Here is a 22832-nt window from a genome sequence, read left to right on the forward strand (position 1 = left end):
GTCAGGACACCCGCGTCCAGGCACCCGCGCTGACGGTGTAGACGCCCAGCGAGCCCTGGTCCATCCCGCCGTGCCGGATGGGGGTGAAGGAGTACATCCCCGCCATCCCCTCGGTGACCTGGTTCTGCAAAAACGCCCGGATCCGTCCACGGTCGACGCTGGTGGACAGCCGCGCCGCGTCGGCGACCAGCTGCACCGCGTCGGACGCGTACGGGGCGAAGCCGCTGAACCCGCCGTGCAGCTGGACGTAGCGGTAGACGAACTCCTTGCGGTCCAGCGCCGACATGGTGGTGTTGGCGAGCATCGCCCCGCCCAGCGAGGTCGGGTGGACGGCGTACGCGCCCTCCAGGAGGGCCGCGTTCCCGCCCTCCAGGGTCTGCTCGGCGACCCCGCCCGCGTCGAGGAACACCGGTCCGTCGTAGCCGGCCCGGCGCAGCGCCCCGACCGCGGCGGCCGAGTCCGGGGCGGTCGCCCACACCACCACCCCGTCGGGGCGCGAGCCCGTCGCCGCGCGGGCCGCCCGGCGGAGGTCCGCGCCGGTGCGGGGCAGCCGGGTGGCGGTGCTCAGCGCCACCCCGGCCGTCCGCAGGGCCCCTGTCATGGCCCGTACGCCGGAATCGCCGTGCAGGCCGTCCGCGGCCAGCAGCGCCACCCGGGAGAGCCGCTGCGAGGCGATGAGCCGGGCGAGCCGTCGGGCCATGTCGCCGGCGTCCGGGGTCATCTTGAAGACGTACGTCCGCTGCGCCAGCGGCAGCACGATCCCGTCGCCGAAGGCGAGTGAGAGGAACGGCACCCGCTCCTTCTGCGCCACCCCGGCCAGGGCCATCGAGGTCTCGGCCACGGTGCCACCGACCAGGGCGTGTACGCCGCTGTCGCGGGCCAGTGCGGTGGCCTGCCGGGCCGCCAGCGCGGGGTTGCCGGCGTTGTCCCGCACCTCCAGCCGTACGGCGCGGCGGAGGTTGCCGATCGGCACGCCCTTGGCGTTCAGCGATTCGAGGGTGATCTCCAGCGCCCGCTGCTGGAGGACGCCGAGCGCGGCTCCGGGACCGGTCAGCTCCAGGCTGACCCCGACCAGCAGTTCCTGACCGCCCGGCGCGACCGCCGTGGCGCGGTCGCCCTCGCCCGCCTCGCCGCGCCCGCAGGCGCTGAGCAGGAGCGTGCCGGCCGTCGCGGCCAGCAGGCCCCGACGGGTGAACACGGAGGGGCCGTTCGCCGATGTCGCCATGAGTCGCCTTCCCACCCGGCGACCCTTGCCGCCGGCTGTTCCGCCGGTATGCTCCCGGCCGCCGCGACGTGGCGTCAAATTATCCGGGTGTGGGCAGGAACACGCAGGTGGGAGGCGGTTTCCCGGCGGTCAGGAACGGTAGCCGGCGGAGCGGTACTCGTATTCCCGGTCGTCGTCCCGGTCGCCCGTGTCGCGGGTGAAGTCCCAGCCGCCGGCGGCCTCCCGGCCGGGTCGGCCACCGACCGCGAACCCGCCGATCTCCTGTCCACGGCGCCAGCCGCGGAAGTAGCCGGTGGTGTTCTCGGCGAGGCTCGCCGCGTCGCGGACGATCCGCAGGGGTCGCTCGTCCCGCAGCGGTGAGCCGGGGACGAGGTTGGCCTGGGGGACCCGCTTCGGCAGCCCCGCCGGGGTCTCGGCGCCGACCGCCGGGCGGGCGGCCTGCTCGGCCGCCTGCCAGCCGGTGTCGGCCGTGGTCGACCACTCCAGGTCGGACTCGTCGTCGTGCCCCACGAACCAGGCGGACTTGGCCTGGGCGAAGATCAGCAGGTCGCCGTCGCCCTCGTCGGACACGGGCGGCGGGCGGCGCTCCATCGGGGGCGCCGGGCGGTAGTCGGCCGCCGGCCGCTCGTCACGCGGTGCCGGCCGGTACTCGGCCGCCGGCCGCTCGTCGCGGGGCGCCGGTCGCTCGTCGCGGAGTGCGGGCCGCTCGTCGCGGAGTGCCGGTCGGTATTCGGCGGCCGGTCGCTCGTCGCGGGGTGCCGGCCGGTACTCGGTCGGCGGCCGCTCCTCGCGGGGGGCGGGCCGGCCATTGCGGGCGGCCTCCTCGCGGTCGACCAGCCGCAGCGGGGGCGTCTCGGGCTGGGCGTCGGCGGCCGGGCCCGTTCCGTCGCGCAGCGCGCGGTCCGCCAGCGGCGGGGGCTCGACCAGCCGCAGCACCGGCGGCTCCTGGGGCAGGTCGTCGGCCAGCCAGGGCGGGGTGACCCGGCGCTCCGCCCCCGGATCGGTCGGGGCGTCGACGCCGCGCCCGCCGCGGTCGCCGTAGGAGCCGACGACCGGGTTCTTGGCGGAACTGTCGGCCGGGTCCTCCGGGTTGTTGACCAGCGGCCAGTTCGCCCGGGAGCCGGGGGGAGCGGACTCCGCCCGGGCGGCCGGGGAGGTGGGTTCCTGGCCGGGGCGTGGCGTGGGCACGGGAACGCTCAGGTCGGTGGCGCTGAAGCCGCCCGTGGGCGTGGCCGGCTCGCCGTTGGTCTTCGGGCGGGGCGGGATCACGGTGCGCTGGCGCTCCGCGCGGGCGCTCTGGATCGCCGCCGTGGTCAGGGTGGGGCGGAACGGCTCTCCCGCCTCGGCCGGTGGCACCGTGCCCCGCTGCGCCGGCGCGATCGGGGTGATGCCCGGCGGCGGAGGCGGCGGCGCGGAGACCGGGCGGTTGGTCGGGCCGTCGATCCGGCTCGGCAGCGACCCGGGGCGCGTGGGGGGCGCGGAGACCGGGGGACCGGCGACCGCGGCCGGCGTCAGCGGCGTCGGCGCGACCGGCGGCGGGCTGACGGGGGCCGGTGCGACCGGCGGCGGGCCGAGCGGCCGGGGGGCCGGGGGCGGCGTCGGGCCGGAGGCGGGCTCGGGCCGGCTGCGGCGGCCACCGCCCGGGGCGGGCTCGGGCTCGGCGGGCCGGAGGGCGCGCAGACCGTTGCCGGCGGGGGTGAGGCCGGGCAGGGCACCGCCGGTGGGGGCGAGGCCGGGTGCGTCGGCGAGCGGTTCGCCGTGCCGGATCGCGGCGCGGCGGCCGGGGGCCGGGGTGGCGGGCGTGCCGACCCGGTCGTTGAGCGCGCCCACCAGCGCCTGGCAGCCGGCGTCGCAAGCCCGGACGGAGGCGACCGCCTGCCGCACGGTCTCCGCCACGGCGGAGGTGAGGGCGCGGTTGACGGTGGCGCGTCGGGGCGTCTCGCTGATGGCCACCCGCAGGGCGGTCACCGCTGAGGTGAGCTCGTCGGCGTCGGCGACCCCGTCGGCGGCGAGCCGCGCCGTGACCGCCTCGGCCGGGGCCGGGGCCGGGGCGTCGTCGCCGAGGCCCACGGTGCCGCTCAGCATGCCGGGCTCGGGCAGGGCGTCCAGCACGGCCAGCGAGACCGGCTCGGCCGGGTCCGGGTACGCCCGCAACGCGGCCGGGTAGAGCTCGCGGAGCACCTCACGCAGCGCGACGGCGGCGGAGTGCCGGCCGCTGGCCAGGGCGGCGTGCGCGGCGAGGACCTGCTTGTAGCCGGCGAGGTCCCGGGGGGCCGGGAGGGTGACGGCGGAGAGGGCGCCGGCCTGCAGGGCACGGGCCAGGCCGACGGCGCGCCGCTCGGCCGGGGGCGACTGCATCTCCTCCAGGGAGTCGTCGTCGGCGAAGCGCTCGGCGAAGTCGTCGACGGAGTCGTCGTCGGCGATCGCCAGTGGACGCCCGGCGGCGCTGAGCAGCGAGGTGACCGTGTGGTCGTCGCTGTCGGCGGCGATGGCCGCACCGCTCGGCCCGCCCGACCGCTCCACGAGCAGCGCGACCAGCTGGGCGTAGCCAGCGGGGTCGTCGCCGATCTCGCAGACATGCAGCAGACGGCCTGCGTCGTCGACCACAGCGGACGTCAGCGTCGAACCGGCCGAGCCCGGTCGGTCGGCCGGATCCGCCGAGGCCAGACCGCAGTACACGCGCACGAGCGCCACGGCGTCGTCCTCCTCCCGGGACACAAGGCTTTCACTGCCAGAGACTGATGCTCCCCGTAAAGGGTCAGTCGCGCCAGTCCACGGTCGCAGAGATCTTCCCGACAATGGTGCGCCAACCCAGACTTGCGGTTTGTGCCCCGATTTTCCTCAGTCGGCGCCGACCGAAGAACCCGCCGACGCCGCCGTCGACCGAGGCACGCAGCGCCTCGTCCAGGTCGTCGAGGCTGGAGCCGGCGGAGAGCATGTCCAGCACCGCGGGTAGCCGCAGCGCGTACGCCAGGTCGCGGGCCACCTCGCCGGCCTCGATGAGCAGCGTCCAGTCCCAGGTGTCGTGCCCGCCGCGGAGGTTCTCGACCACCAGGTCGAGCTCGTAGACGTCCTCGTCGAGCGGCGCGATGTCGGCCGGCTCCACCCGTTCGGACAGTTCATTCCAGCTGTCCAGTTGAGACAGGTCGTTCGGCGCCCCGGAGCGGATGAAGCTGACCAGCGACTCGGGCGTCTTGAAGAGCAGCAGCTTGCCACGGTGGGTGAGGAAGACCGGCACCTCCTCGTCGCCCGCCTCGTCCTCGTCGTCCTCGGCGGCGGTCTCGGCGTCCTCGTCGTCGGTCGCGTCGCGGCGGCGGCCCTTGGCCTCCTCGTCGTCGCTCTCGGCGAACTCCTGGGCGACCTCCTCGTCGAGGATGACGACGGCCTCGTCGTCGTCCTCCTCGTCCTCCTCCGTGACCTGGCGGCGGGCCAGGAACGGGTCGTCCTGGTCGCGCTCGGTGACGTCGGTCGGGGTCAGCTCCCGCGCCGGCCGGTAGGCCCGCAGGGTGTAGCCCGTGCCGGCGGGCAGCGCGATCTCCACCGGGTCGATGCGCAGCTCGTCCCAGAGGGCGCGGGCGGCCTCGGCCGAGACGGTTGCGGTGCCGGACTCGGCCGGGGCGTCGGCGTCGTCGAGCTCGGGCTCGTCGGCGTCGGGCCGTTGGGGCGACTGGCGGGCCACGCTGACCTCCGTGTGCTTCGGGTTGCCCGCCGGCGTCCGCCGCCGGCGAGTGACTCTGGGCACATACCCTAGTGGGCGTCTCCGGGAGACCGGTGCCCGCACCCCGGTGGCGGAGCGGGCGGCCGACAAGTAGCGTTGCTACACATGAAGGCCCAGGCGCTGCACGGACACCTCGACGCGCTGCTGCTCGCGGTGCTCGAGCAGGGTCCGCTGCACGGCTACGCGATCATCGAGGCGCTGCGCAACCGCAGCGACGGGCAGCTCGACCTGCCGACCGGCACCATCTATCCCGCGCTGCGCCGGCTGGAGCGGGCCGGCCACGTGGCCAGCACCTGGAGCACCGTCAACGGGCGGGAACGGCGGACGTACCAACTCACCGACGAGGGCCGGCGGGCGCTGGCCGGCGAGCGGTCCGGGTGGCGCGCGTTCCGCTCCACCGTCGGCCGGTTCCTCGACACCGACACCCCGCCGGCGGCGCCGGCCTGACGGGCACCGGCCATTGCGACGGGCCGGTGTCCCTCGTCCGTCCTCCGCCGTGCGGGACGGGCGGCAGCCCTCGACCCGGGCGGGGCGCTGATCCGTGGCCCGGATCAGCGGGCGGCGAGCAGCCAGGTGCGGGCGGCCCGGCCGAGCCAGAGGTAGCCGGCAGCGGCCACCACCGCGCCGATGATCATCGGCGGCCAGGTGAGCGCGTCGTCCCAGAGGCCGATCGACCACGCGAAGAGTGCCGAGCCGGTCAGTACGCCGAGGGCGAGGACCCCGACGAGGGCCGCCCCCACCGCCCGGTCGGCGCCGCCGCGCAGCGCCGCCCGGCCGGCCCGCAGCAGCCCTGTCGCGGCCAGCGCGAACGCCGCCGCCCAGATCCAGCCCACCGACGCCGACAGCAGCTGGTAGGCGGCCGGCGGCGGGGAGCCGCCCCAGCTCGACCCCTGCCAGGTGAGGTCGCCGGCGACGAACGCGACAGTGGCGAGCGCGATGACCCGCAGCGACAGCCCGCGCAGCGCGCCCGCCGCCAGCTCCGCCTGGTAGGCCGGGGCGAGCTGCGCCGGCGAGCCGAACTCGGCCACCGCCCGGCGCTGCGCCTCCGTCGCCGGCAGCCCGTCGGCCCGGTACGCCTCGACGGCGTCCAGCAGCCCGTGCCGTGCCTCGGTCAGCAGGTCGGACTTGAGCCGGCGCGGCCCCCGCAGGTGCGCGCCCAGCTCCCGCAGCCGCTCCTCCACCGTCGTCGCGTCGTCCTCGCCCCGCATGGCCCCACCCTGTCACGGGCCGCCGCCGGACGTCGTCGGGGACAAACCCTGGCCCGACCCGGAGCCGGCGGGCGGGTCGGGCCGGCCGGAGGTCAGGGGCGCAGCGCCAGGTACCCGCGTTCGGCCGCCTCCTGGATCAGCCACTGGTCCCGGTACCAGCCGGGAGCGGCGACCAGTTCGGCGTGCCGGCCGCGCTGGGCCACCCGCCCGGCGTCCAGCACCACGATCTCGTCCAGGTCGGCGAGCCCGCTGAGCCGGTGACTGATCAGCAGCACGGAGTGCCCGGCCGGGGCGGCCGCCAGCGCGGAGGCGAGCACCGCGTCGGCGGCGGCGGGATCGAGCCCCTCGGTCGGTTCGTCGAGCACCAGCACTCCCGGCGCCGCGAGCAGCGCCCGGGCCAGCGCGAGCCGCTGCCGCTGGCCGCCGGAGAGCTGGCCGCCCTCCTCGCCCACCACGGTGTCCCAGCCGTCCGGCTGCTCGTGCACCCAGTCCAGCAGCCCGGCCGCCGCGGTCGCCGCCGCCAGCTCCTCCTCGCTGGCGGCGGGCCGCCCGAGCAGCAGGTTCTCCCGCACGGAGGCGTGGAAGACATACGCCTCGGCGAGCAGTCCGCCGACCGCGCGGGGCAACTCCTCGGCCCGGTATTCCGACAGCCCGCGCCCGTCGAGGGTGACCCGGCCGTGCGCGGGGCGCACCGCACCGGTGAGGACGGCGGCCAGCGTGCTCTTGCCCGCGCCGCTGGGCCCGACCACCGCGACCCGGCGACCGGGCGGCAGGTCCAGGCTGAACCCGTCCAGAGCGGGCGGGGCGCCCTCCCGGTACCGGACGGTGACCTCCTCGAACCGCACGTCGTACGGCCCCGGGCCGACCTCGGCGCCGTCGGAGGTGGCCGGACCGGCCGGGGCGTCCAGCAGGGCGGCGACCCGGGTCAGGCCGGTCCGCAGCTGGGTCCACTGCCGGGCGGCCCCGACCAGCGCCAGCGCGATCTCCACGGCGGCGAGCGTGCCGACCGCCAGGACGCCGACCAGCACCCCGTCCACGTCGTCGGCGAGCGCGGCGAGCACCACCGCGCCGGCGGTCAGCCCGGCCACGAGCACCCCCGCCGCGTCGACCGCGAAGCCCGTGGCGGCGAGCCGCCGCTCCAACCGGGCCAGCCGCCGCGCCCGTGCCCCGGCCGCCTCCAGCGCGTGCCCGGTGGCGCCGAACGCGGCCAGGTCGGCGGCGCCGTGGGTGAGGTCGACCGCGTCGGTGGCGAGGGCGCCGCGCAGCGGCGCCAGCTCGGCGGCGGCGCGCCGGGTCAGCGCGGTGGCCAGGGCGGGCAGCGCCACCCCGGCGACCAGCAGCCCGACCGCGAGCACCCCGGCGGCGGCCGGCGACATCAGCGCCGCCCCGCCGACCGCGAGCACGCTGACCAGCGCCGCCGCCGAGGCCGGCACCAGCACCCGCAGCAGCAGGTCCTGGACGGCCTCCACGTCGGAGACGAGCCGGCTCAGCGCGTCGCCGGAGCGCTGCCGGGCCGTCGGGCGGGCGGCGAGGGTGCCGAAGACCCGGGCCCGGACGTCGGTGATCAGCCGCAGCACGGCGTCGTGCCCGGCGAGCCGTTCGGTGTAGCGGAGCACGCCCCGGCTGATCGCCAGCGCCCGGACCGCCACGATCGCGACGGTGAGGCGGTCCAGCGGGGGCTGGCCGGCGGCGCTCATCAGCAGCCAGGTCGCGGTGGCCATCAGGGCGAGGCCGGCGAACTCGGTGGCGGCGGCGAGCAGCCCCGCGCCGAGCAGCCGGTTCAGGTACGGCCGAGCCAGCCGCAGCACGGCCCGCTCGGCGGAGCCGGCCCGCCCCGGCCCGGTCCGGGCGTCGTCGGCGGGGCGGTCGTCGGTCATCGGGTGGCCTCCCCGGCCGCCGTGGGCGTCAGCTCGGTGACCCGGCCGTCCTCGATGCGCAGGATCCGGTCCGCGTCGGCGAGCAGCGCCGGCCGGTGCGCCACCAGCAGCGCCGTCCGCCCGGCCACCAGCCGGCGGGTGGCGTCGAGGACGACGGCCTCGGCGGCGGTGTCCAGCCGGGCCGTCGGCTCGTCGAGCAGCACCACGGGCGCGTCCCGCAGGAACGCGCGGGCCAGCGCGACCCGCTGCCGCTGCCCGCTGGAAAGGCCGTGCCCGCGTTCGCCGAGGACGGTGGCGAGCCCGTCGGGCAGCCCGGCGACCACGTCGTCCAGGGCGGCGTCGTGGACCGCCGTGGCGAGCGCGGCGTCCGGGGTGTCCGGCGCGCCGAGCCGGATGTTGTCGGCCAGCGGGGCGGCGAAGAGGTGGGCCCGCTGCGGCACCCAGGCCACCTGGCGGCGCCAGCCGTCGGCGTCGGCGTCGGCCAGGTCGACCCCGCCCACGGTGACCCGGCCGGCGGTCGGAGTGACGAAGCCGAGCAGCAGGCCGAGCAGGGTGCTCTTGCCGGCGCCGCTGGGGCCGATCACGGCGACGCGCTCGCCCGGGCGGATGGTCAGCGTGACGTCGCGCAGGGCGGTGGTCCGCTCGTACGCCACGGTCACCCCCTCGAACCGGATCTCGCCGCGGCCGTCGGGGACGGCCGCGCCCGCGTCGCGCGCCGGCGCGGGCGCGGCGGCCGACAGGGTCAGCGCCTCGTCCAGCGCGGTGAGCCCCTCCATACTGGCGTGGAAGCGGGCACCGGCCGCCCGCAGCGGGAGGTACGCCTCCGGGGTGAGCAGCAGCACCAGCAGCGCGGTCTGGAGGGTCAGCCCGCCGCCGAGCAGCCGCACGCCGACCGGCACGGCGACCAGCGCCACCGAGAGGGTGGCCACCAGCTCCAGCACCAGCGCGGACAGGAACGCGATCCGCAGCGTCTTCATGGTCGCGACCCGGTGGCCGTCGGCCATCCGGCGGACCACGTCGGTCTGCGCCCGGGCCCGGCCGAACGCGCGCAGGGTGGGCAGGCCGGCGACCATGTCGAGGAAGTGCCCGCCGAGCAGGGAGAGCCGCCGCCACTGCCGCTCGGTGGCGGCCTGCGCCTGCCAGCCGAGCAGCGCGCCGAAGATCGGGATCAGCGGCAGGGTGACCGCGATGATCAGCGCCGAGCTCCAGTCGGCGAGGAAGATCCGGGCCAGTACGGCGAGCGGCACGGTGACGCTGAGCACCAGCTGCGGCAGGTAGCCGGTGAAGTACGCGTCGAGCGCGTCCAGCCCGCGCCCGGTCAGCGTGGCGAGCTGCCCGGCGCGCTGTCCCGCGACCCAGCCGGGGCCGTGCCGCCCGACCGCCCCGAGCAGGTCGGCCCGCAGCGCCGCCTTGACCGTCGCCGCGACCCGCGCCGACACCGTGCCCTGCGCCCAGACCAGCAGCGAGCGGGCGGCCACCGCGGTGGCGAAACCGGCCAGCGCGGGCCGGTCGAGCCGCCCTTCGAACGCGGTCGCCAGCAGCGCGGCCAGCGCCGTGGCCTGCGCGACGACCAGCCCCGCGGCCAGCACGCCGAGCAGCGCGAGCACGGCGAGGTCGCGCCGGGCCCCCGGGACCCGGCGCAGCAGACGCGGGTCGAAGGGACGGCGGTTCACCAGTACACCGGTGCCCTGCCGTCGGTCCGTCCCCGGAACACCCACCAGCACATCGCCTGAAAGCCTAGTAGGGCCGGCAGGAGCGGCAGCGTCAGCCAGCTCAGCAGCCGCAGCGTGGGGGTGCTGGCCGCCGCGTCGGCCACGGTCAGTGACGCGCCCGGGTCGACCGTGGAGACGAGCGCGTAGGGCCAGATGGTCGCGCCGGCCAGCGCCACCGGCAGCGCCAGGGACGCGCAGGTGGCGGCGAAGGCCAGCCCCGGCCGCCGCCGGGCGAGCGCCGCGCGGGCCGTCAGCAGCGCCGCGACCAGCAACGACAGCAGCAGTACGCCCACCACCGGCTGCCGTGCGGCGGCGCGTACGTCGGCGGAGAGCAGGCCGAGGACGGTGGCCGCGCCGACGGTGGCGAGCGCGACCGGGACGAGCCGGGCGGCCAGTCGCCCGACCGGCGCGGCGTCGGCGGCGGGCAGCCGGAGCGTGAGGAAGGTCGCACCGTGCAGCGCGACCAGCGCGACGACGGCGAGCCCGGCGGCGGCCACGAAGGGGGTGAAGAGGTGGGTCACCCCGGCGACGTGGCCGTCGGCGTGCAGCGGTACGCCCTGGAGCAGCCCGGCCAGCACGGCACCCCAGCCGAGCGCGGCGAGCACGCTGCCGACGACCACGATCCGGTCCCACGAGGCGCGGGCCCGCTGCCCGTCGGGGCGGCTGCGCAGCTGCACGCCGGCGGTCACCAGGATCACCCCGGTCAACGCGGCGAGCACCGCGGGGTAGAAGCCGGAGAGCAGTTCCCCCTCCAGCACGGGGAAGGCGCCGAACAGGATGCCGACGGCGGCCACCAGCCAGACCTCGTTGCCGAGGAAGAACGGGCCGACCGCGTTGAGCGCGGCGCGGCGGCGGGCGGGGTCGGTGCCCCGGGCCAGCAGCAGGCCGACGCCGTAGTCGTAGCCGCCGAGCACCAGGTAGACGGCGAAGAAGAGCCCGAGCAGGGCGTACCAGGCGAGTTCCACGGTCGTCTCCTCAGGCGAAGGCGGGCTCGGGGTGGGGGTCGGCCGGCGGCTGGTCCGGTTGCCGCCCCAGGGCCGGGTCGTGCGCGCCCCGGGCGGCGTGCCGGGCCAGCAGCACCCAGTTGGCGACGGCGAGCGCGCCGAGCAGCAGGCTGAAGCCGATCAGCGAGGTGAGCATCAGCCAGGGGCTGACCGGCGACACCGCCTGGTCCACGGGCAGGAGCCCGTACGCGGCCCAGGGCTGGCGGCCGACCTCGCGGGCGATCCAGCCGAGGATCATCGCGACGAACGGCAGCGGCAGGGCGAACTGGAGGATCCACAGCGGGACGCGCAGGCGAATCACCCAGTCCCGCCAGAGCAGCGGGAGCATCAGCCAGAGCAGGCCGAGGGTGAAGCCGATGAGGATCATGAAACCGAGGCCGACATCGGCGAGGGCCGGCGGGGTGTAGTCGCCGGGGCCGAACCGGGCGGTCCACTCGGCGATCAGCGGCGCGGCGGCGGGGTCGTCGCCGAACTTGGTGGGCTGCACGTCGCTGATCGCGAAGAACTGGGCGAAGCCGAAGCCCTGCACGAAGAAGATCGCCACCGCCGAGGTGATCAGGCCGATGCGTAGCCCCTTGCGGTGCAGCGCGAAGTCGTCGGTGCGCCGGACCAGGTGCCACGCGCTGACCGCGGCCATCAGCATTCCGCCGACGAGCAGTGCCGCCGTGACGACGTGCCCGAAGGCCACGCGGAAGGTGGGGTTGTCCAGCAGCGCGGCGAAGTCGGTGAGATGCGCGACCCCGTCGCGTACCTCGTAGCCGACCGGGTTCTGCAACCAGGAGTTCGCCACCATGATCCAGAACGCCGAGGCGTACGCGGTGATCGCGACGCCCCAGAGCAGGGCGAGGTGGACGCCCCGACGCAGCCGGTGCCAGCCGAAGATCCACATGCCGAGGAACGTCGACTCCAGGAAGAACGCGACGAGCGTCTCGATGGCCAGCGGCGCGCCGAAGACGTTGCCGACGTAGCGCGACAGCCCGCTCCAGTTCAGCCCGAACTGGAACTCCATCACGATGCCGGTGGCGATGCCGAGCACGTAGTTGATCACGTAGAGCTGGCCCCAGTAGCGGGTCAGTCGTTCGTAGACCGGCTTGTTGGTGATCACCCAGGCGGTCTGGAGACCGACCAGCAGGGTCACGAGGCCGAGGGTCACCGCCACGAAGAGGAAGTGGATCGAGGTGGTGGTGGCGAACTGCAGGCGGGCGAGGAGCAGGGTGTCCATGGCCGGCTCTCCGTACGGTTGGCTCACTTGTCGTAGCGAGCCTACACGTAGATTGCCTACGCATGACTACTATGGCTCGTCGTAGACGATGCTACGACGTTTTGTAGTAGCCGTGGGGGAGGGTGGGACGCCTGGCGGTTCGCGTACGCGGGCGGTCCGGTCCCAGCATGTCCGGCGGCGATCCACGCGGCGGTAACTCCACCGTGCGCGGGAGCACGCCGACGGTCCCCGGGTGCCGCCGAGGGAAGCGGGCGGCGCGGGGGCGGGCCGGCGCGGATCAGTTCAGGAAGAGGGAGACCGGCAGGGCGGCCACGTTTGTCGCCACGGTCAGCGCGGCGGCCCCGAGCAGCCGCGGCGGCCGGTCGGCGACCAGGAGCCGCTGCACCCGGACGTCGAGGTCCCGGTCGCCCAGCCCGAGCGTGCCGGCCGGAGTCACCCGGTTGCCGGCCGCGGCGAACCGGCGCAGCGCACCGGCCAGCGGGGCGTCGGCGTGCGCCTCCCGGGCCTTGTCGTCGGCCCGCATCTCGACCAGCAGGGCGACCCGGTCGTGCGCCTCGCGGACCCAGGCGAACCAGGGCAGCGCACGGCTGAGCGCGGTGAACGGCAGCAGCACCAGGTCGTGCCGTTCCTGGGCGTGCGCCCGCTCGTGGGCGAGCACGGCTGCCAACTCGGCGCTGTCCAGCAGGTCGAGCGTGCCCGCGCTGACCACCACCCGGGGCTTCATCCCGGGCAGGCAGTATGCCGCCGCGCTCGGATGGTCCAGCACCAGCGCCCCGGGCACCGTCGGGTCCCGGCGGGCGACCAGGGCGAGCAGGTCCCGGTGCCGGCGCTGGGCGCGTACGGTGCCGTGGATGCTGCGGACGGTCGTGGTCAGCAGCACCGCGCCGATGCCGAAGCCCACCCCGACGGCGGCCAGGTGCGGCGCGCCCAGCCCGACGGGCAGGGTGCCGTGGGCGAGGTCGGTGGCGAGGGCGACCAGCGCGCTACCGGTCGGGCGGTCGTAGGCGGACAGGCCCAGCGCCATCGGCACGCCCATGGCGGAGAGCCCGAGGGCCAGCCCGACCGCCTGCCAGCAGACGATCGCGACCCGGGGGCTGCGCCACGTCCAGGTGGAGCGGGCCAGCACCTGCGCGGTCAGCCAGCAGGCGAGCATCGACGCGGCGAAGTGCAGGGCGTACGCCACGACCGCCGCCCTACCTGTCCGCTGCCTTGCCGGTCCGGGGCGCCACGCCGTCGACCGACGGCGCCTCGACCCGGTCGGTCAGCGCGCTCCCGTCGTGCCCGGTGCCTTCGGCCTCGGCCCCGAGGGCGGCGCGCAGCACCTCGGCCTCGGTGCCGGTCACCGAGCGGGCGAAGCGCACCAGCGCGGCGTCCCGGCTGCCGCCGAGGTCGAGGGCGTCGAGCATGAGCTGGGCGATGTACGCCTCGCGGCTGGCGGCGGCCCGGTAACGCCAGGCCCGCCCCTCCCGCTCGCGCTGCACCATGTCCTTGCCGGCGAGCCGGTCCAGCACGGTCATCACCGTCGTGTACGCCAGCTCGCGGCCGTCCAGCGCGTCGGCCACCTCGCGCACGGTGATCCCGTCCGACGTGCCCGGGACCGAGTCCCACAAAACGTCCATCACCGCACGTTCGAGATCACCAAGCCGAGTCACGCCGCAATCCTACCCCCCGTAGTAGACCCGCCCCGCCCCGCACACCACCACAGCCACCCACGGCAGCACCCCGAGCGCTCACCCCACCCGAGGCAGCACACCTGAGCTGAGCTTTCCCACGAACCTGTCCACGAACGGTTTTCCGGGGGAGCCCCGCCCGCGCAGGGATCAAGCCTGACCGCCCGGAGCGGGCGGGGCTCCCCCGGAAAACCCCGGGACAGAACAGTCACACCCCCTTGGGGTGCCAGACCGTCTTCGTCTCCAGCAGGGTGGTCATGCGGGTGATGCCGGGGTCGGCGGACCAGTCGTGGTCGGCCGGGGCCGGCCGGAGCACCCGCTTGAGGTTCTGCGCCGCCTTGACCTCCAGCTCCGTCGCCAGCTCGGCGTCGGCCACCCCGGTCAGGTCGATGGCGTTGACGTCCATGTGGGCGGCCAGCGCCGGCACGGTCTCGGCGATCCGGCCGGTGAGCAGGTTGACCACGCCGCCGGGCAGGTCGGAGGTGGCGAGCACCTCCGCCAGGGTCACGGCCGCCAGGGGCTGCGTCGGCGAGGTCGCCACCACCACCGTGTTGCCGGTGACGATCGCCGGGGCGATCACGCTGACCAGGCCGAGCAGCGCCGGGGACTCGGGGGCGACCACGGCCACCACGCCGGTCGGCTCGGGCGCCGACAGGTTGAAGTACGGCCCGGCGACCGGGTTGGCGCCGCCGTAGACCTGGGGGAGCTTGTCGGACCAGCCGGCGTACCAGACCCAGCGGTCCACGGCCGCGTCGACCTCGTCGCCGGGCACGCCGAGGGCGACGAACTGCTCGCGCCGGCCCTCCAGCATCTCGGCGACCCGGTAGAGGATCTGACCCCGGTTGTACGCCGTCGCCCCGGCCCAGCCCTTCACGGCGGCGCGGGCGGCGACCACGGCGTCCCGCGCGTCCTTGCGGGAGGCGAGGGAAACGTTGGCGTCCTGCACGAGATACGACCGTCCCGACTCGCTGCGCGGGAACTTCCCGCCGATGAAGAGCTTGTACGTCTTGCGTACCGCGACCCGCTCAGACATTGAGGTAGCCCTCCAGCCCGTGCCGGCCGCCCTCGCGACCGTAGCCCGACTCCTTGTAGCCGCCGAACGGCGAGGTGGGGTCGAACTTGTTGAACGTGTTGGCCCAGACGACGCCGGCGCGCAGCCGGTCGGCCATCCACAGGATCCGGGAGCCCTTGTCGGTCCAGATCCCGGCCGACAGCCCGTACGGCGTGTTGTTGGCCTTCTCGACGGCCTCCGCCGGGGTGCGGAACGTCAGCACGGACAGCACCGGGCCGAAGATCTCCTCGCGGGCGATCCGGTGCGCCTGGGTGACCCCGGTGAAGATCGTCGGCGCGAACCAGAAGCCGCGCTCCGGCAGCTCGCACGGCGGCGACCAGCGCTCGGCGCCCTCGGCGGACCCGGCGTCGGACAGCTCCCGGATCCGCGCGAGCTGCGCGGCCGAGTTGATCGCGCCGATGTCGGTGTTCTTGTCCAGCGGGTCGCCGACGCGCAGCTGGGCCATCCGCCGCTTCAGCGACTCCAGCACCCGGTCGGCGACGTTCTCCTGGATCAGCAGCCGGGAGCCGGCGCAGCAGACGTGCCCCTGGTTGAAGAAGATCCCGTTGACGATCCCCTCGACGGCCTGGTCGATCGGGGCGTCGTCGAAGACGATGTTGGCGGCCTTGCCGCCCAGCTCCAGGGTGAGCTTCTTGCGGGTGCCGGCGACCGAGCGGGCGATGGCCCGGCCGACCTCGGTCGAACCGGTGAAGGCGACCTTGTCCACGCCCTGGTGCTCGACCAGCGCCCGGCCGGTCTCGCCAGCGCCCGTGACGATGTTGACCACGCCGGCGGGCAGGTCGGCCTGCTGGCAGATCTCGGCGAAGAGCAGTGCCGTCAGCGGCGTCGTCTCGGCCGGCTTCAGCACCACCGTGTTGCCGGCGGCCAGCGCCGGGGCGATCTTCCACGCCAGCATCAGCAGCGGGAAGTTCCACGGGATGACCTGCGCGGCCACGCCGAGGGGGCGTGGGTTCGCGCCGAAGCCGGCGTGCTCCAGCTTGTCGGCCCAGCCGGCGTAGTAGAAGAAGTGCGCCGCGACCAGGGGCAGGTCGACGTCACGCGACTCCTTGATCGGCTTGCCGTTGTCCAGGGACTCCAGCACGGCCAGCTCGCGGGAGCGCTCCTGGAGGATCCGGGCGATCCGGAAGAGGTACTTCGCCCGGTCCCGGCCCGGCATCGGGCCCCAGACCTTCTCGTACGCCTGGCGGGCGGCGCGGACGGCGCGGTCCACGTCCTGCGCGCCGGCCTCGGCGACCTCGGCGAGCACCTCCTCGGAGGCCGGGTTGACCGTCTTGAACGTGCCGCCGTCGGTGGGGTCCACGAACTCCCCGTCGACGAAGAGCCCGTAGGAGGCTTTCAGGTCCACCACCGAGCGGGACTCGGGGGCGGGTGCGTATTCGAACATCGGCTCTCAGTCCAGGGTGAAGTAGTCGGGACCGGAGTAGGTGCCGGTCGTCAGCTTGGTGCGCTGCATGAGCAGGTCGTTGAGCAGGCTGGAGGCGCCGAACCGGAACCAGTCCGGGTCCAGCCAGTCCGCGCCGACGGTCTCGTTGACCATCACCAGGTACTTGATGGCGTCCTTGGTGGTCTTGATGCCGCCGGCCGGCTTCACGCCGACCTGCCGCCCGGTGGCGGCCCGGAAGTCGCGGACGGCCTCCAGCATCACCAGCGTCACCGGCGGGGTGGCCGCGACCGGGACCTTGCCGGTGGAGGTCTTGATGAAGTCGCCGCCGGCCAGCATCGCCAGCCAGGAGGCGCGCCGCACGTTGTCGTACGTGGCCAGCTCGCCGGTCTCCAGGATGACCTTGAGGTGCGCGTCGCCGCAGGCCTCCTTGGTGGCCACGATCTCGTCGTAGACCTCCTGGTAACGGCCGGCGAGGAAGGCGCCCCGGTTGATCACCATGTCGATCTCGTCGGCGCCGGCCGCCACGGCGGCCCGGGTGTCGGCGAGCTTGACCTCCAGCGGGGCCTGGCCCGACGGGAAGGCGGTCGCCACGCTGGCCAGGTGCACGCCGGAGCCGCGCAGCACCTCGGCCACGTGCGGCACCATCGCGGGGTAGACGCAGACCGCGCCCACGTGCGGGCAGGACGGGTCGGCCGGGTCGGGGCGCAGCGCCTTGGCCGCGAGGGCCCGCACCTTGCCCGGGGTGTCCGCCCCTTCGAGGGTGGTCAGGTCGACCATCCGGATCGCCAGGTCGATGGCCTGAGCCTTGGCGGTGGTCTTGATGGAGCGGGTGCCGAGCTGTGCCGCCCGCTGCTCCGCGCCGACCTGGTCCACGCCGGGCAGGCCGTGCAGGAAGGTCCGCAGAGCGGTCTCGGATCGTCCCAACTCGGAGAGCTCCGACCGGGCCGACGTCGCTGTCGCCGTCATGCCCCGAAGTCTACGCACCCGGCCGGACAGTGATCTTGGTCACCGTGCCGTCGCGGGCGCGGTGGTGAGCGAGGTCGCCCCTCCGGCCGCACCCGCAGTGCCGGGACGGGTGGACCGGTAGGTTGAGCGATCGTGGACGTACACGTCATTGACCATCCGCTCGCCCAGTCGCGGCTGACCGCCATGCGGGACGCGCGCACCGACTCCTCCTCGTTCCGGGCGGCGCTGCACGAACTCACCACCATGCTGGTGTACGAGGCCGCGCGCTCCTTCCCCGTCGAGAAGTACCCGGTGCAGACCCCCGTCACCGGCACCGAGGGCACCCGGCTGGCCAATCCGCCGCTGCTCGTACCGGTGCTGCGGGCCGGCCTGGGCATGGCCGACGCCGCGCTCGGCCTGCTGCCGGAGTCCTCGATGGGCTTCGTCGGCCTGGCCCGGGACGAGGAGACGTACGAGCCGCGCGCCTACATGGAGTCGCTGCCGCGCGACCTGAGCGGCCTGCCGGTGCTGGTGCTCGACCCGATGCTCGCCACCGGTGGCTCGCTGGAGCACTGCTGCCGGCTGCTGGCCGACCGCGGCTGCACCGACATCACCGTGCTCTGCGTGCTCGCCGCGCCCGTCGGCATCGAGCGGCTGGAGCGCTCCGGCCTGCCGCTGCGCCTGGTCACCGCCTCGATCGACGAGGGGCTCAACGACAGCATGTTCATCGTGCCGGGGCTCGGCGACGCCGGCGACCGCCAGTTCGGTGGCATGCCCCGCTTCTGAGGTCCGCCGCGCGGCTGCGCGTGAATCCGTGCGCGAGTCCGTGCGCGGGATGCGCGCAGCCGCTACCGTCTCCGGCCATGACTGGTGTTGCGCTCGCCGAAGAGCTGCTTCTCCTCGCGTACGACGACGAGACCGGCAAGGCGACCATGCCGCGGATCAGCCTCGACCTGGGGATGGCCGCCGCGGTGCTGATCGAACTGGCCCTGGCCGGGCGGATCGTGTACTCCGAGGGGTCCCTGACGGTGGTCGACCCGACGCCCACCGGCGAGCCGCTCGTCGACGGGGTCCTCGCCCGCATGGCCGCCGACACGCCGCACAGCCCCTCGTCCTGGGTGCAGCGGCTGCGCCACGGCCTGCGCGACAAGATCCTCGGCGACCTGTGCGCCCAGGGCGTGGTGCGCGACGTCGACGAGACCGAGCTGGGCTTCATCCACGTGCACCGCTACCCGACGGTGGACCCGGCCGTCGAGGCGGACACCCGACGCCGGCTCGCCGAGGCGCTGGCCAGCGGCGAGCTGCCCGACGAGCGGACGGCGGCCCTGGCCACCCTGGTGGCGGTGCTGCGGATGGAACCGGCGCTCGGCCTGAGCGGTGACGCGGCCCGGGAGGCCCGGCAGCGGCTGGAGGAGATCGCCGGCGGCTCCGGCTTCTCCGGCACCGTCAGCCTGGACGACTCCGTGGTCCGCCCCTCGGTCGGCCTCGTCGTGGCCGCCCTGGGCAGCGCCGTCGACGCCGCCCTGGGCCCCCGCCGCTGACCCCACCCCGCCTGGACCCACCCCGCCCACCCCGCCCCACCCCGCCGCCCCCCACCCCCGACACCCCGTCGATCATGAGGTTGGCGGCCCGGGGAAGCGCTTTCCAATGCCGCTAACCTCATGATCAACGTGGCGGGGGCGGGGGTGGGGCGGGGTGGGCGGGGGTGGGGTTCAGAGGCCCAGGGTGGTGGCCATCTCCTTGCGGAGGGTGGTTGCCGCGGCGGTGGCGCGGGCGCGGGCTGCGGCGACGTCGCCGTCCGCCACCGGCTCCACCACCTCCAGGTACGCCTTGAGCTTCGGCTCGGTGCCCGAGGGGCGGATCACCACCCGGGCGGTGCCGGTACGCAGGATCACCACGTCCGCCTCGGGGAGCAGGTCCTGCGCCTCGGTGACCGGCTGCCCGAGCAGCGTCGTCGGGGTGGCGGCCCGGATCCGGGCCATCGCGTCGGCGATCAGCCGCAGGTCGTCCACCCGTACGGAGAGCTGGTCCGTGTGGTGCACGCCGAACTCGGCGGCCAGCTCGTCCAGCCGGTCGGTCAGGGTGCGCCCCTGCGCCTTGAGCCCGGCGGCCAGCTCCGCCACGGCCAACGCGGCGGTGATGCCGTCCTTGTCGCGTACGTGCCCGGGGGCGACGCAGTAGCCGAGCGCCTCCTCGTAGCCGAAGACCAGCGGCTCGGACCCGCCGCCGGCCCGGACGATCCACTTGAACCCGGTCAGCGTCTCGTCGTAGGGCAGGCCCCGGGCGGCACACATCGCCCGCAGCAGCGACGACGACACGATCGTGGTGGCGTACAGGCCGGTCACGCCGCGCCGCATGAGGTGGTCGGCCAGCAGCACGCCCACCTCGTCGCCGCGCAGCATCCGCCAGCCGGGCGGGTTCGCCGCCGGCTGATCCGGGCCGGCGACCGCTGCCTGCGTGCTCATCGCGGGACCGGTGTCCCGGACGGCCACCGCGCAGCGGTCCGCGTCGGGGTCGTTGGCGATGGCGATGTCCGCGCCCGTCGCCTCGGCCAGCGCGACCAGCCGGTCCACCGCCCCCGGCTCCTCCGGGTTGGGGAAGGAGACGGTCGGGAACGCCGGATCGGGCTCGGCCTGCTCGGGCACCACACCGGGCACGGGGAAGCCCGCGCGGGCGAACGCCGCAGTGAGCACCGCCGCGCCCACCCCGTGCAGCGGCGTGTACGCCACCGCCAGGTCGCGCGACCCGTCCGGGTCGATGACGGCGGCGGCCCGCTCCACGTAGGAGGCCACCAGGTCGTCGCCGAGCACCTGGCCGGCCGGCCCGAGCGGCACCTCGGCCAGCGGCCCGACCGACCGGATCGCGGCCTCGATGCCGGCGTCGGCCGGGGGCACGATCTGGGCGCCGTCGCCGAGCGCCCCGCCCAGTTCCGCGCCGAGGTAGACCTTGTAGCCGTTGTCCTGCGGCGGGTTGTGGCTGGCGGTCACCATCACCCCGGCGACCGCCCCGAGGTGGCGCACCGCGTACGCGAGCACGGGGGTGGGCAGCGGGCGGGGCAGCAGCAGCGCCGGGCGTCCCACGCCGGTGGCGACCTGGGCGGTCCGCTCGGCGAACTCGCGGGAACCGTGCCGGGCGTCGTACCCGATCACCAGCGGGCCGGAGCCGCCCTGGGCGGCGAGCCAGCCGACCAGTCCGGCGGCGGCCCGGGTGACCACCGCGAGGTTCATCCCGTTGGGGCCGGCGCGCAGCGGGCCGCGCAGCCCGGCGGTGCCGAAGGTCAGCGGGCCGGCGAAGCGGTCGGCCAGCTCCGGGGCGCTCGCCGGCAGGCGGTCGAGCACCGCCCGCAACTCCTCCCGGCTGGTCGGGTCGGGATCGTCGTCGAGCCAGCGCCGCGCTTGCTCGCGAATGTCGTCGATGTCAGTGGTTTCCGCCGGCATGTCTCTTGATAGCACGCCGGCGGATCACCACCGCGCTTCCCCCGGGCTCAGCCGGCCTCGGTGAGCTGGAACGACTTCACCATCTCGTCGAAGATCGGCCGGCTGTCGGCGAACTTCGTGTCGGTCGAGGTGAGGTAGAACGAGTAGACCTTGCCCTCGTGGACCACGCCGCGCCACACGCCGTGCCGCTTGGCCTCGCCCTCGCCGCAGGTGTACTCGAACTCGGCCGCCGCCTTGCCGACCCACTGCACCTCGTTCATGGCGAGCTGGGCGTACGGCTTGGCGCAGGACTTGGAGCGGTTCTTCAGGCCGTCCTCGGCGACCTCGGCCCAGCGCATCGAGTTGGTGCGGAAGTCCTCCACCAGGATCCGGACCTTGCGGCCCTCGTCCTCCGGGTCGACGTAGTCCACCCAGTTGCCGGCGCTCTTGATCTCCCAGCCCTGCGGCACCATGACCCGTACGCCCTTGCCGGTGTGCTCCTTCATCTCGGGCACGCCGGCGGCCGGGGCCTGCGACGTCGGGGCGGCCTGCGGGACGGTCGGTGCCGGGTCGTCGCCGCCGGTGAAGAGGACGACCGCCCCGATCAGCAGCAGCGCGGCCAGGCCGCCGGCGGCGGCGAGCTGCACCTTGCGCGGCCAGCCCTTGACGGTGCCGACGAGCTGGTTGCCGACGGCGCCGACCCGGCCGCCGAAGCCGCCGCCCGGGCCGCTCGCGGCGGGCGCGGTGGCGGGGGTCGCCCACGGCTGCCCGGTGCCCGGCACCGACCACTGGCCGCCGCCGTAGGTGCCGCCGAGGTGCTGGGTGGCCTCCGGCGGCGGTGCGCCGAAGACGGGCGCTCCGGCGCCCACCCGCTGGGTGGCCTCGGGCGGGGTGCCGAAGGTGGGCGTGCCCGCCTTCACCCGCTGGGTCGCCTCGGTCGGGCCGCTGAAGCCGACCAGGCCGGCGGCGTTGGTGCGTAGCTGCTGGGTGGCGTCCGACCCGCCGGACGTCATCCGCTGGGTCGCCTCGGCGCCGCCGTAGGTGCGGCCGGCCGGCGTGGAACCGCTCGGCGCGGGCATCGCGCCGGTGGGGGTGTGCAGCGGCCCGGCCAGGGCGTCGGCGCTGGTGTCGTCCATCGCGGCGGGGCTCGCGGCGAGGGCGGCCTGCGCGGGGCGCTCGCCCCGGCGCAGCGCCGCCAGCCGGTCGGTGAGCGACTCGCCGGGGTTGAGCATCGCCCGGCCGCCGATCTGCCCGCTCGGCTTCGGCTGCTCCGGTGCGGCGGCCGGCGGGGTCGGCACGGGCCGCTGCACCGGGACCACCGAGTAGGGGTCGGTCACCGAGTTCACGGCGGCGGCGTTGCTGGTCAGCGGGCCGGCGAGCAGCTCGCGCAGCATGGCCCGGGCGGTGTGCACGTCGAGGCGGCGGGCCGGGTCCTTCTCCAACAGACCCATCAGTACCCGGGCCAGCGGCCCGCTGCGCTGCGGCGGGGCGGGCGGGTCCTCGACCACGGCGTGCATGGTCTCGATCGGGTCGCCCTTGTCGAACGGGGGCCGCCCCTCCACCGCCGTGTAGAGCGTGACGCCCAGCGAGAAGAGGTCGCTCGGCGGGCCGAACTCCTGGCCCATCGCCCGCTCGGGGGAGATGAAGTGCGGCGAGCCGAGCACCATCCCGGGGGTGGTGAGCTGCACGTCGGTGGGCATCCGGGCCACGCCGAAGTCGGTCAGCACGCAGCGCCCGTCGGCGCAGATCAGCACGTTGGCCGGCTTGACGTCGCGGTGCAGCACGCCGATCGCGTGCGCCACCTCCAGCGCGCCGAGCAGGGCGATGCCGATCTTGGCGACCACCCGCTGCGCGACCGGCCCGTCCTCGATGACCATGTCGGCGAGGCTGCGGGCGTCGAGCAGCTCCATCACGATCCACGGCCGGCCGCCCTCGGTGACCACGTCGTAGACCTGGACGACGGCCGGGTGCTGGATGGCCGCCGCGGCGCGGGCCTCGCGCAGGGTGCGCTCGTACATGGCGTCGCGGTCGCTGGGGGCCAGCCCCGGGGGCAGGACGACCTCCTTGACGGCCACGTCCCGCCGCAGGAGTGTGTCCGTGGCACGCCAGACCGTGCCCATGCCGCCGTTGCCCACCGCCGAACGCAGCGAGTAGCGCTCGCCGATGGTCGTGCCGGGCGTCGCGCGTCCGTTGGGGGAACTGACTGGTCCGCCGCTCCACGTCGGGATCTGAGTCACAGAAAAGCCACCGGGGGAATTCGAGGGGGGCTGGGACACAACCCCCCTATCTTGCTGGTTCCGACGCCCGATGCGAAACCCGACGCGGCGGACGTTGTCGAACTGGACGGTACGTGTCCGAGCGTTCACCTCTCGTCGATGC

General features: G+C 75.3%; 18 protein-coding genes. 3 read left to right on the plus strand and 15 right to left on the minus strand.

From position 1 onward, the window contains the following. Position 1: 1 nt before the first annotated feature. The 3 genes from AC0OO9_RS18530 to AC0OO9_RS18540 all read right to left on the minus strand — a co-directional run bounded on the left by AC0OO9_RS18530 (position 2) and on the right by AC0OO9_RS18540 (position 4967). Positions 2–1225, minus strand: a complete 1224-nt coding sequence (locus tag AC0OO9_RS18530; RefSeq protein ID WP_484511303.1) for an ABC transporter substrate-binding protein — start codon at positions 1223–1225, stop codon at positions 2–4. Positions 1226–1354: 129 nt separating this feature from the next. Next, positions 1355–3943 (minus strand): transposase, encoded by a 2589-nt coding sequence (locus AC0OO9_RS18535; RefSeq protein WP_484511304.1) that lies wholly within the window; start codon positions 3941–3943, stop codon positions 1355–1357. A 40-nt stretch (positions 3944–3983) separates the two neighbouring features. Further along, on the minus strand, positions 3984–4967 hold the full coding sequence (locus AC0OO9_RS18540; RefSeq protein ID WP_370519015.1) for a DNA primase: 984 nt from the start codon (positions 4965–4967) through the stop codon (positions 3984–3986). A gap of 81 nt (positions 4968–5048) precedes the next feature. On the opposite strand from AC0OO9_RS18540, the gene AC0OO9_RS18545 reads away from it, so the two are divergent. Continuing rightward, positions 5049–5390, plus strand: coding sequence for a PadR family transcriptional regulator (locus AC0OO9_RS18545; RefSeq protein ID WP_484511305.1), 342 nt, complete (start codon positions 5049–5051; stop codon positions 5388–5390). Between the two features lie 104 nt (positions 5391–5494). Here the strand turns inward: AC0OO9_RS18545 and AC0OO9_RS18550 are convergent, their stop codons facing one another. From AC0OO9_RS18550 to deoC, 10 genes are all read right to left on the minus strand, one after another. Beyond that, positions 5495–6151, minus strand: coding sequence for a permease prefix domain 1-containing protein (locus AC0OO9_RS18550; protein WP_484511306.1), 657 nt, complete (start codon positions 6149–6151; stop codon positions 5495–5497). A 92-nt stretch (positions 6152–6243) separates the two neighbouring features. Further along, the gene (gene cydC, locus AC0OO9_RS18555) at positions 6244–8028 is read right to left on the minus strand and encodes a thiol reductant ABC exporter subunit CydC (RefSeq protein ID WP_484511307.1); all 1785 of its coding nucleotides are present in this window, start codon (positions 8026–8028) and stop codon (positions 6244–6246) included. Beyond that, positions 8025–9701 carry a thiol reductant ABC exporter subunit CydD gene (cydD, locus tag AC0OO9_RS18560; RefSeq protein ID WP_484511308.1) on the minus strand — a complete coding sequence of 559 codons (1677 nt, stop codon included), beginning with the start codon at positions 9699–9701 and terminating at the stop codon, positions 8025–8027. The genes cydC and cydD overlap by 4 nt, the downstream gene beginning before the upstream one ends. Beyond that, positions 9698–10705 carry a cytochrome d ubiquinol oxidase subunit II gene (locus tag AC0OO9_RS18565; protein WP_484511309.1) on the minus strand — a complete coding sequence of 336 codons (1008 nt, stop codon included), beginning with the start codon at positions 10703–10705 and terminating at the stop codon, positions 9698–9700. The genes cydD and AC0OO9_RS18565 overlap by 4 nt, the downstream gene beginning before the upstream one ends. A gap of 10 nt (positions 10706–10715) precedes the next feature. Beyond that, positions 10716–11966, minus strand: coding sequence for a cytochrome ubiquinol oxidase subunit I (locus tag AC0OO9_RS18570; protein ID WP_484511310.1), 1251 nt, complete (start codon positions 11964–11966; stop codon positions 10716–10718). A 277-nt stretch (positions 11967–12243) separates the two neighbouring features. Next, positions 12244–13149: a M56 family metallopeptidase gene (locus AC0OO9_RS18575; protein WP_484511311.1), complete on the minus strand. Its 906-nt coding sequence runs from the start codon at positions 13147–13149 to the stop codon at positions 12244–12246. A gap of 10 nt (positions 13150–13159) precedes the next feature. Continuing rightward, on the minus strand, positions 13160–13618 hold the full coding sequence (locus AC0OO9_RS18580; protein ID WP_484511312.1) for a BlaI/MecI/CopY family transcriptional regulator: 459 nt from the start codon (positions 13616–13618) through the stop codon (positions 13160–13162). Positions 13619–13844: 226 nt separating this feature from the next. After that, entirely contained in the window at positions 13845–14669 is an 825-nt protein-coding gene (locus AC0OO9_RS18585) for an aldehyde dehydrogenase family protein (protein ID WP_151457508.1), read from the minus strand. Next, positions 14662–16092 (minus strand): aldehyde dehydrogenase family protein, encoded by a 1431-nt coding sequence (locus AC0OO9_RS18590; protein WP_484511313.1) that lies wholly within the window; start codon positions 16090–16092, stop codon positions 14662–14664. Before AC0OO9_RS18590 ends, AC0OO9_RS18585 begins: the two co-directional genes overlap by 8 nt. Before the next feature lie 6 nt (positions 16093–16098). Next, the gene (gene deoC / locus AC0OO9_RS18595) at positions 16099–17058 is read right to left on the minus strand and encodes a deoxyribose-phosphate aldolase (protein WP_311413747.1); all 960 of its coding nucleotides are present in this window, start codon (positions 17056–17058) and stop codon (positions 16099–16101) included. 132 nt (positions 17059–17190) lie between these two features. Here deoC and upp point away from each other — a divergent pair, with 132 nt between their 5' ends. After that, the gene (upp, locus tag AC0OO9_RS18600) at positions 17191–17823 is read left to right on the plus strand and encodes a uracil phosphoribosyltransferase (RefSeq protein WP_311413748.1); all 633 of its coding nucleotides are present in this window, start codon (positions 17191–17193) and stop codon (positions 17821–17823) included. 77 nt (positions 17824–17900) lie between these two features. After that, complete coding sequence (locus tag AC0OO9_RS18605; RefSeq protein WP_358115402.1) at positions 17901–18578, plus strand: GOLPH3/VPS74 family protein; 678 nt, start codon at positions 17901–17903, stop codon at positions 18576–18578. Positions 18579–18749: 171 nt separating this feature from the next. Here the strand turns inward: AC0OO9_RS18605 and AC0OO9_RS18610 are convergent, their stop codons facing one another. Further along, a complete protein-coding gene (locus AC0OO9_RS18610; protein WP_484511314.1) occupies positions 18750–20474 on the minus strand; it encodes a phospho-sugar mutase in 1725 nt (574 codons plus the stop codon). 47 nt (positions 20475–20521) lie between these two features. Continuing rightward, entirely contained in the window at positions 20522–22690 is a 2169-nt protein-coding gene (locus tag AC0OO9_RS18615; RefSeq protein ID WP_484511315.1) for a serine/threonine-protein kinase, read from the minus strand. Positions 22691–22832 lie beyond the last annotated feature (142 nt).

It is taken from the genome of Micromonospora sp. USAFONa4 (assembly GCF_057197825.1).

Bases quoted from the DNA above. Each gene is read 5' to 3' on its own strand.
- AC0OO9_RS18530 (WP_484511303.1), bottom strand. From the start codon at position 1,225: ATGGCGACATCGGCGAACGGCCCCTCCGTGTTCACCCGTCGGGGCCTG.
- AC0OO9_RS18545 (WP_484511305.1), top strand. From the start codon at position 5,049: ATGAAGGCCCAGGCGCTGCACGGACACCTCGACGCGCTGCTGCTCGCG.
- AC0OO9_RS18550 (WP_484511306.1), bottom strand. From the start codon at position 6,151: ATGCGGGGCGAGGACGACGCGACGACGGTGGAGGAGCGGCTGCGGGAG.
- cydC (WP_484511307.1), bottom strand. From the start codon at position 8,028: ATGACCGACGACCGCCCCGCCGACGACGCCCGGACCGGGCCGGGGCGG.
- AC0OO9_RS18570 (WP_484511310.1), bottom strand. From the start codon at position 11,966: ATGGACACCCTGCTCCTCGCCCGCCTGCAGTTCGCCACCACCACCTCG.
- AC0OO9_RS18585 (WP_151457508.1), bottom strand. From the start codon at position 14,669: ATGTCTGAGCGGGTCGCGGTACGCAAGACGTACAAGCTCTTCATCGGC.
- AC0OO9_RS18590 (WP_484511313.1), bottom strand. From the start codon at position 16,092: ATGTTCGAATACGCACCCGCCCCCGAGTCCCGCTCGGTGGTGGACCTG.
- deoC (WP_311413747.1), bottom strand. From the start codon at position 17,058: ATGACGGCGACAGCGACGTCGGCCCGGTCGGAGCTCTCCGAGTTGGGA.
- AC0OO9_RS18605 (WP_358115402.1), top strand. From the start codon at position 17,901: ATGACTGGTGTTGCGCTCGCCGAAGAGCTGCTTCTCCTCGCGTACGAC.
- AC0OO9_RS18610 (WP_484511314.1), bottom strand. From the start codon at position 20,474: ATGCCGGCGGAAACCACTGACATCGACGACATTCGCGAGCAAGCGCGG.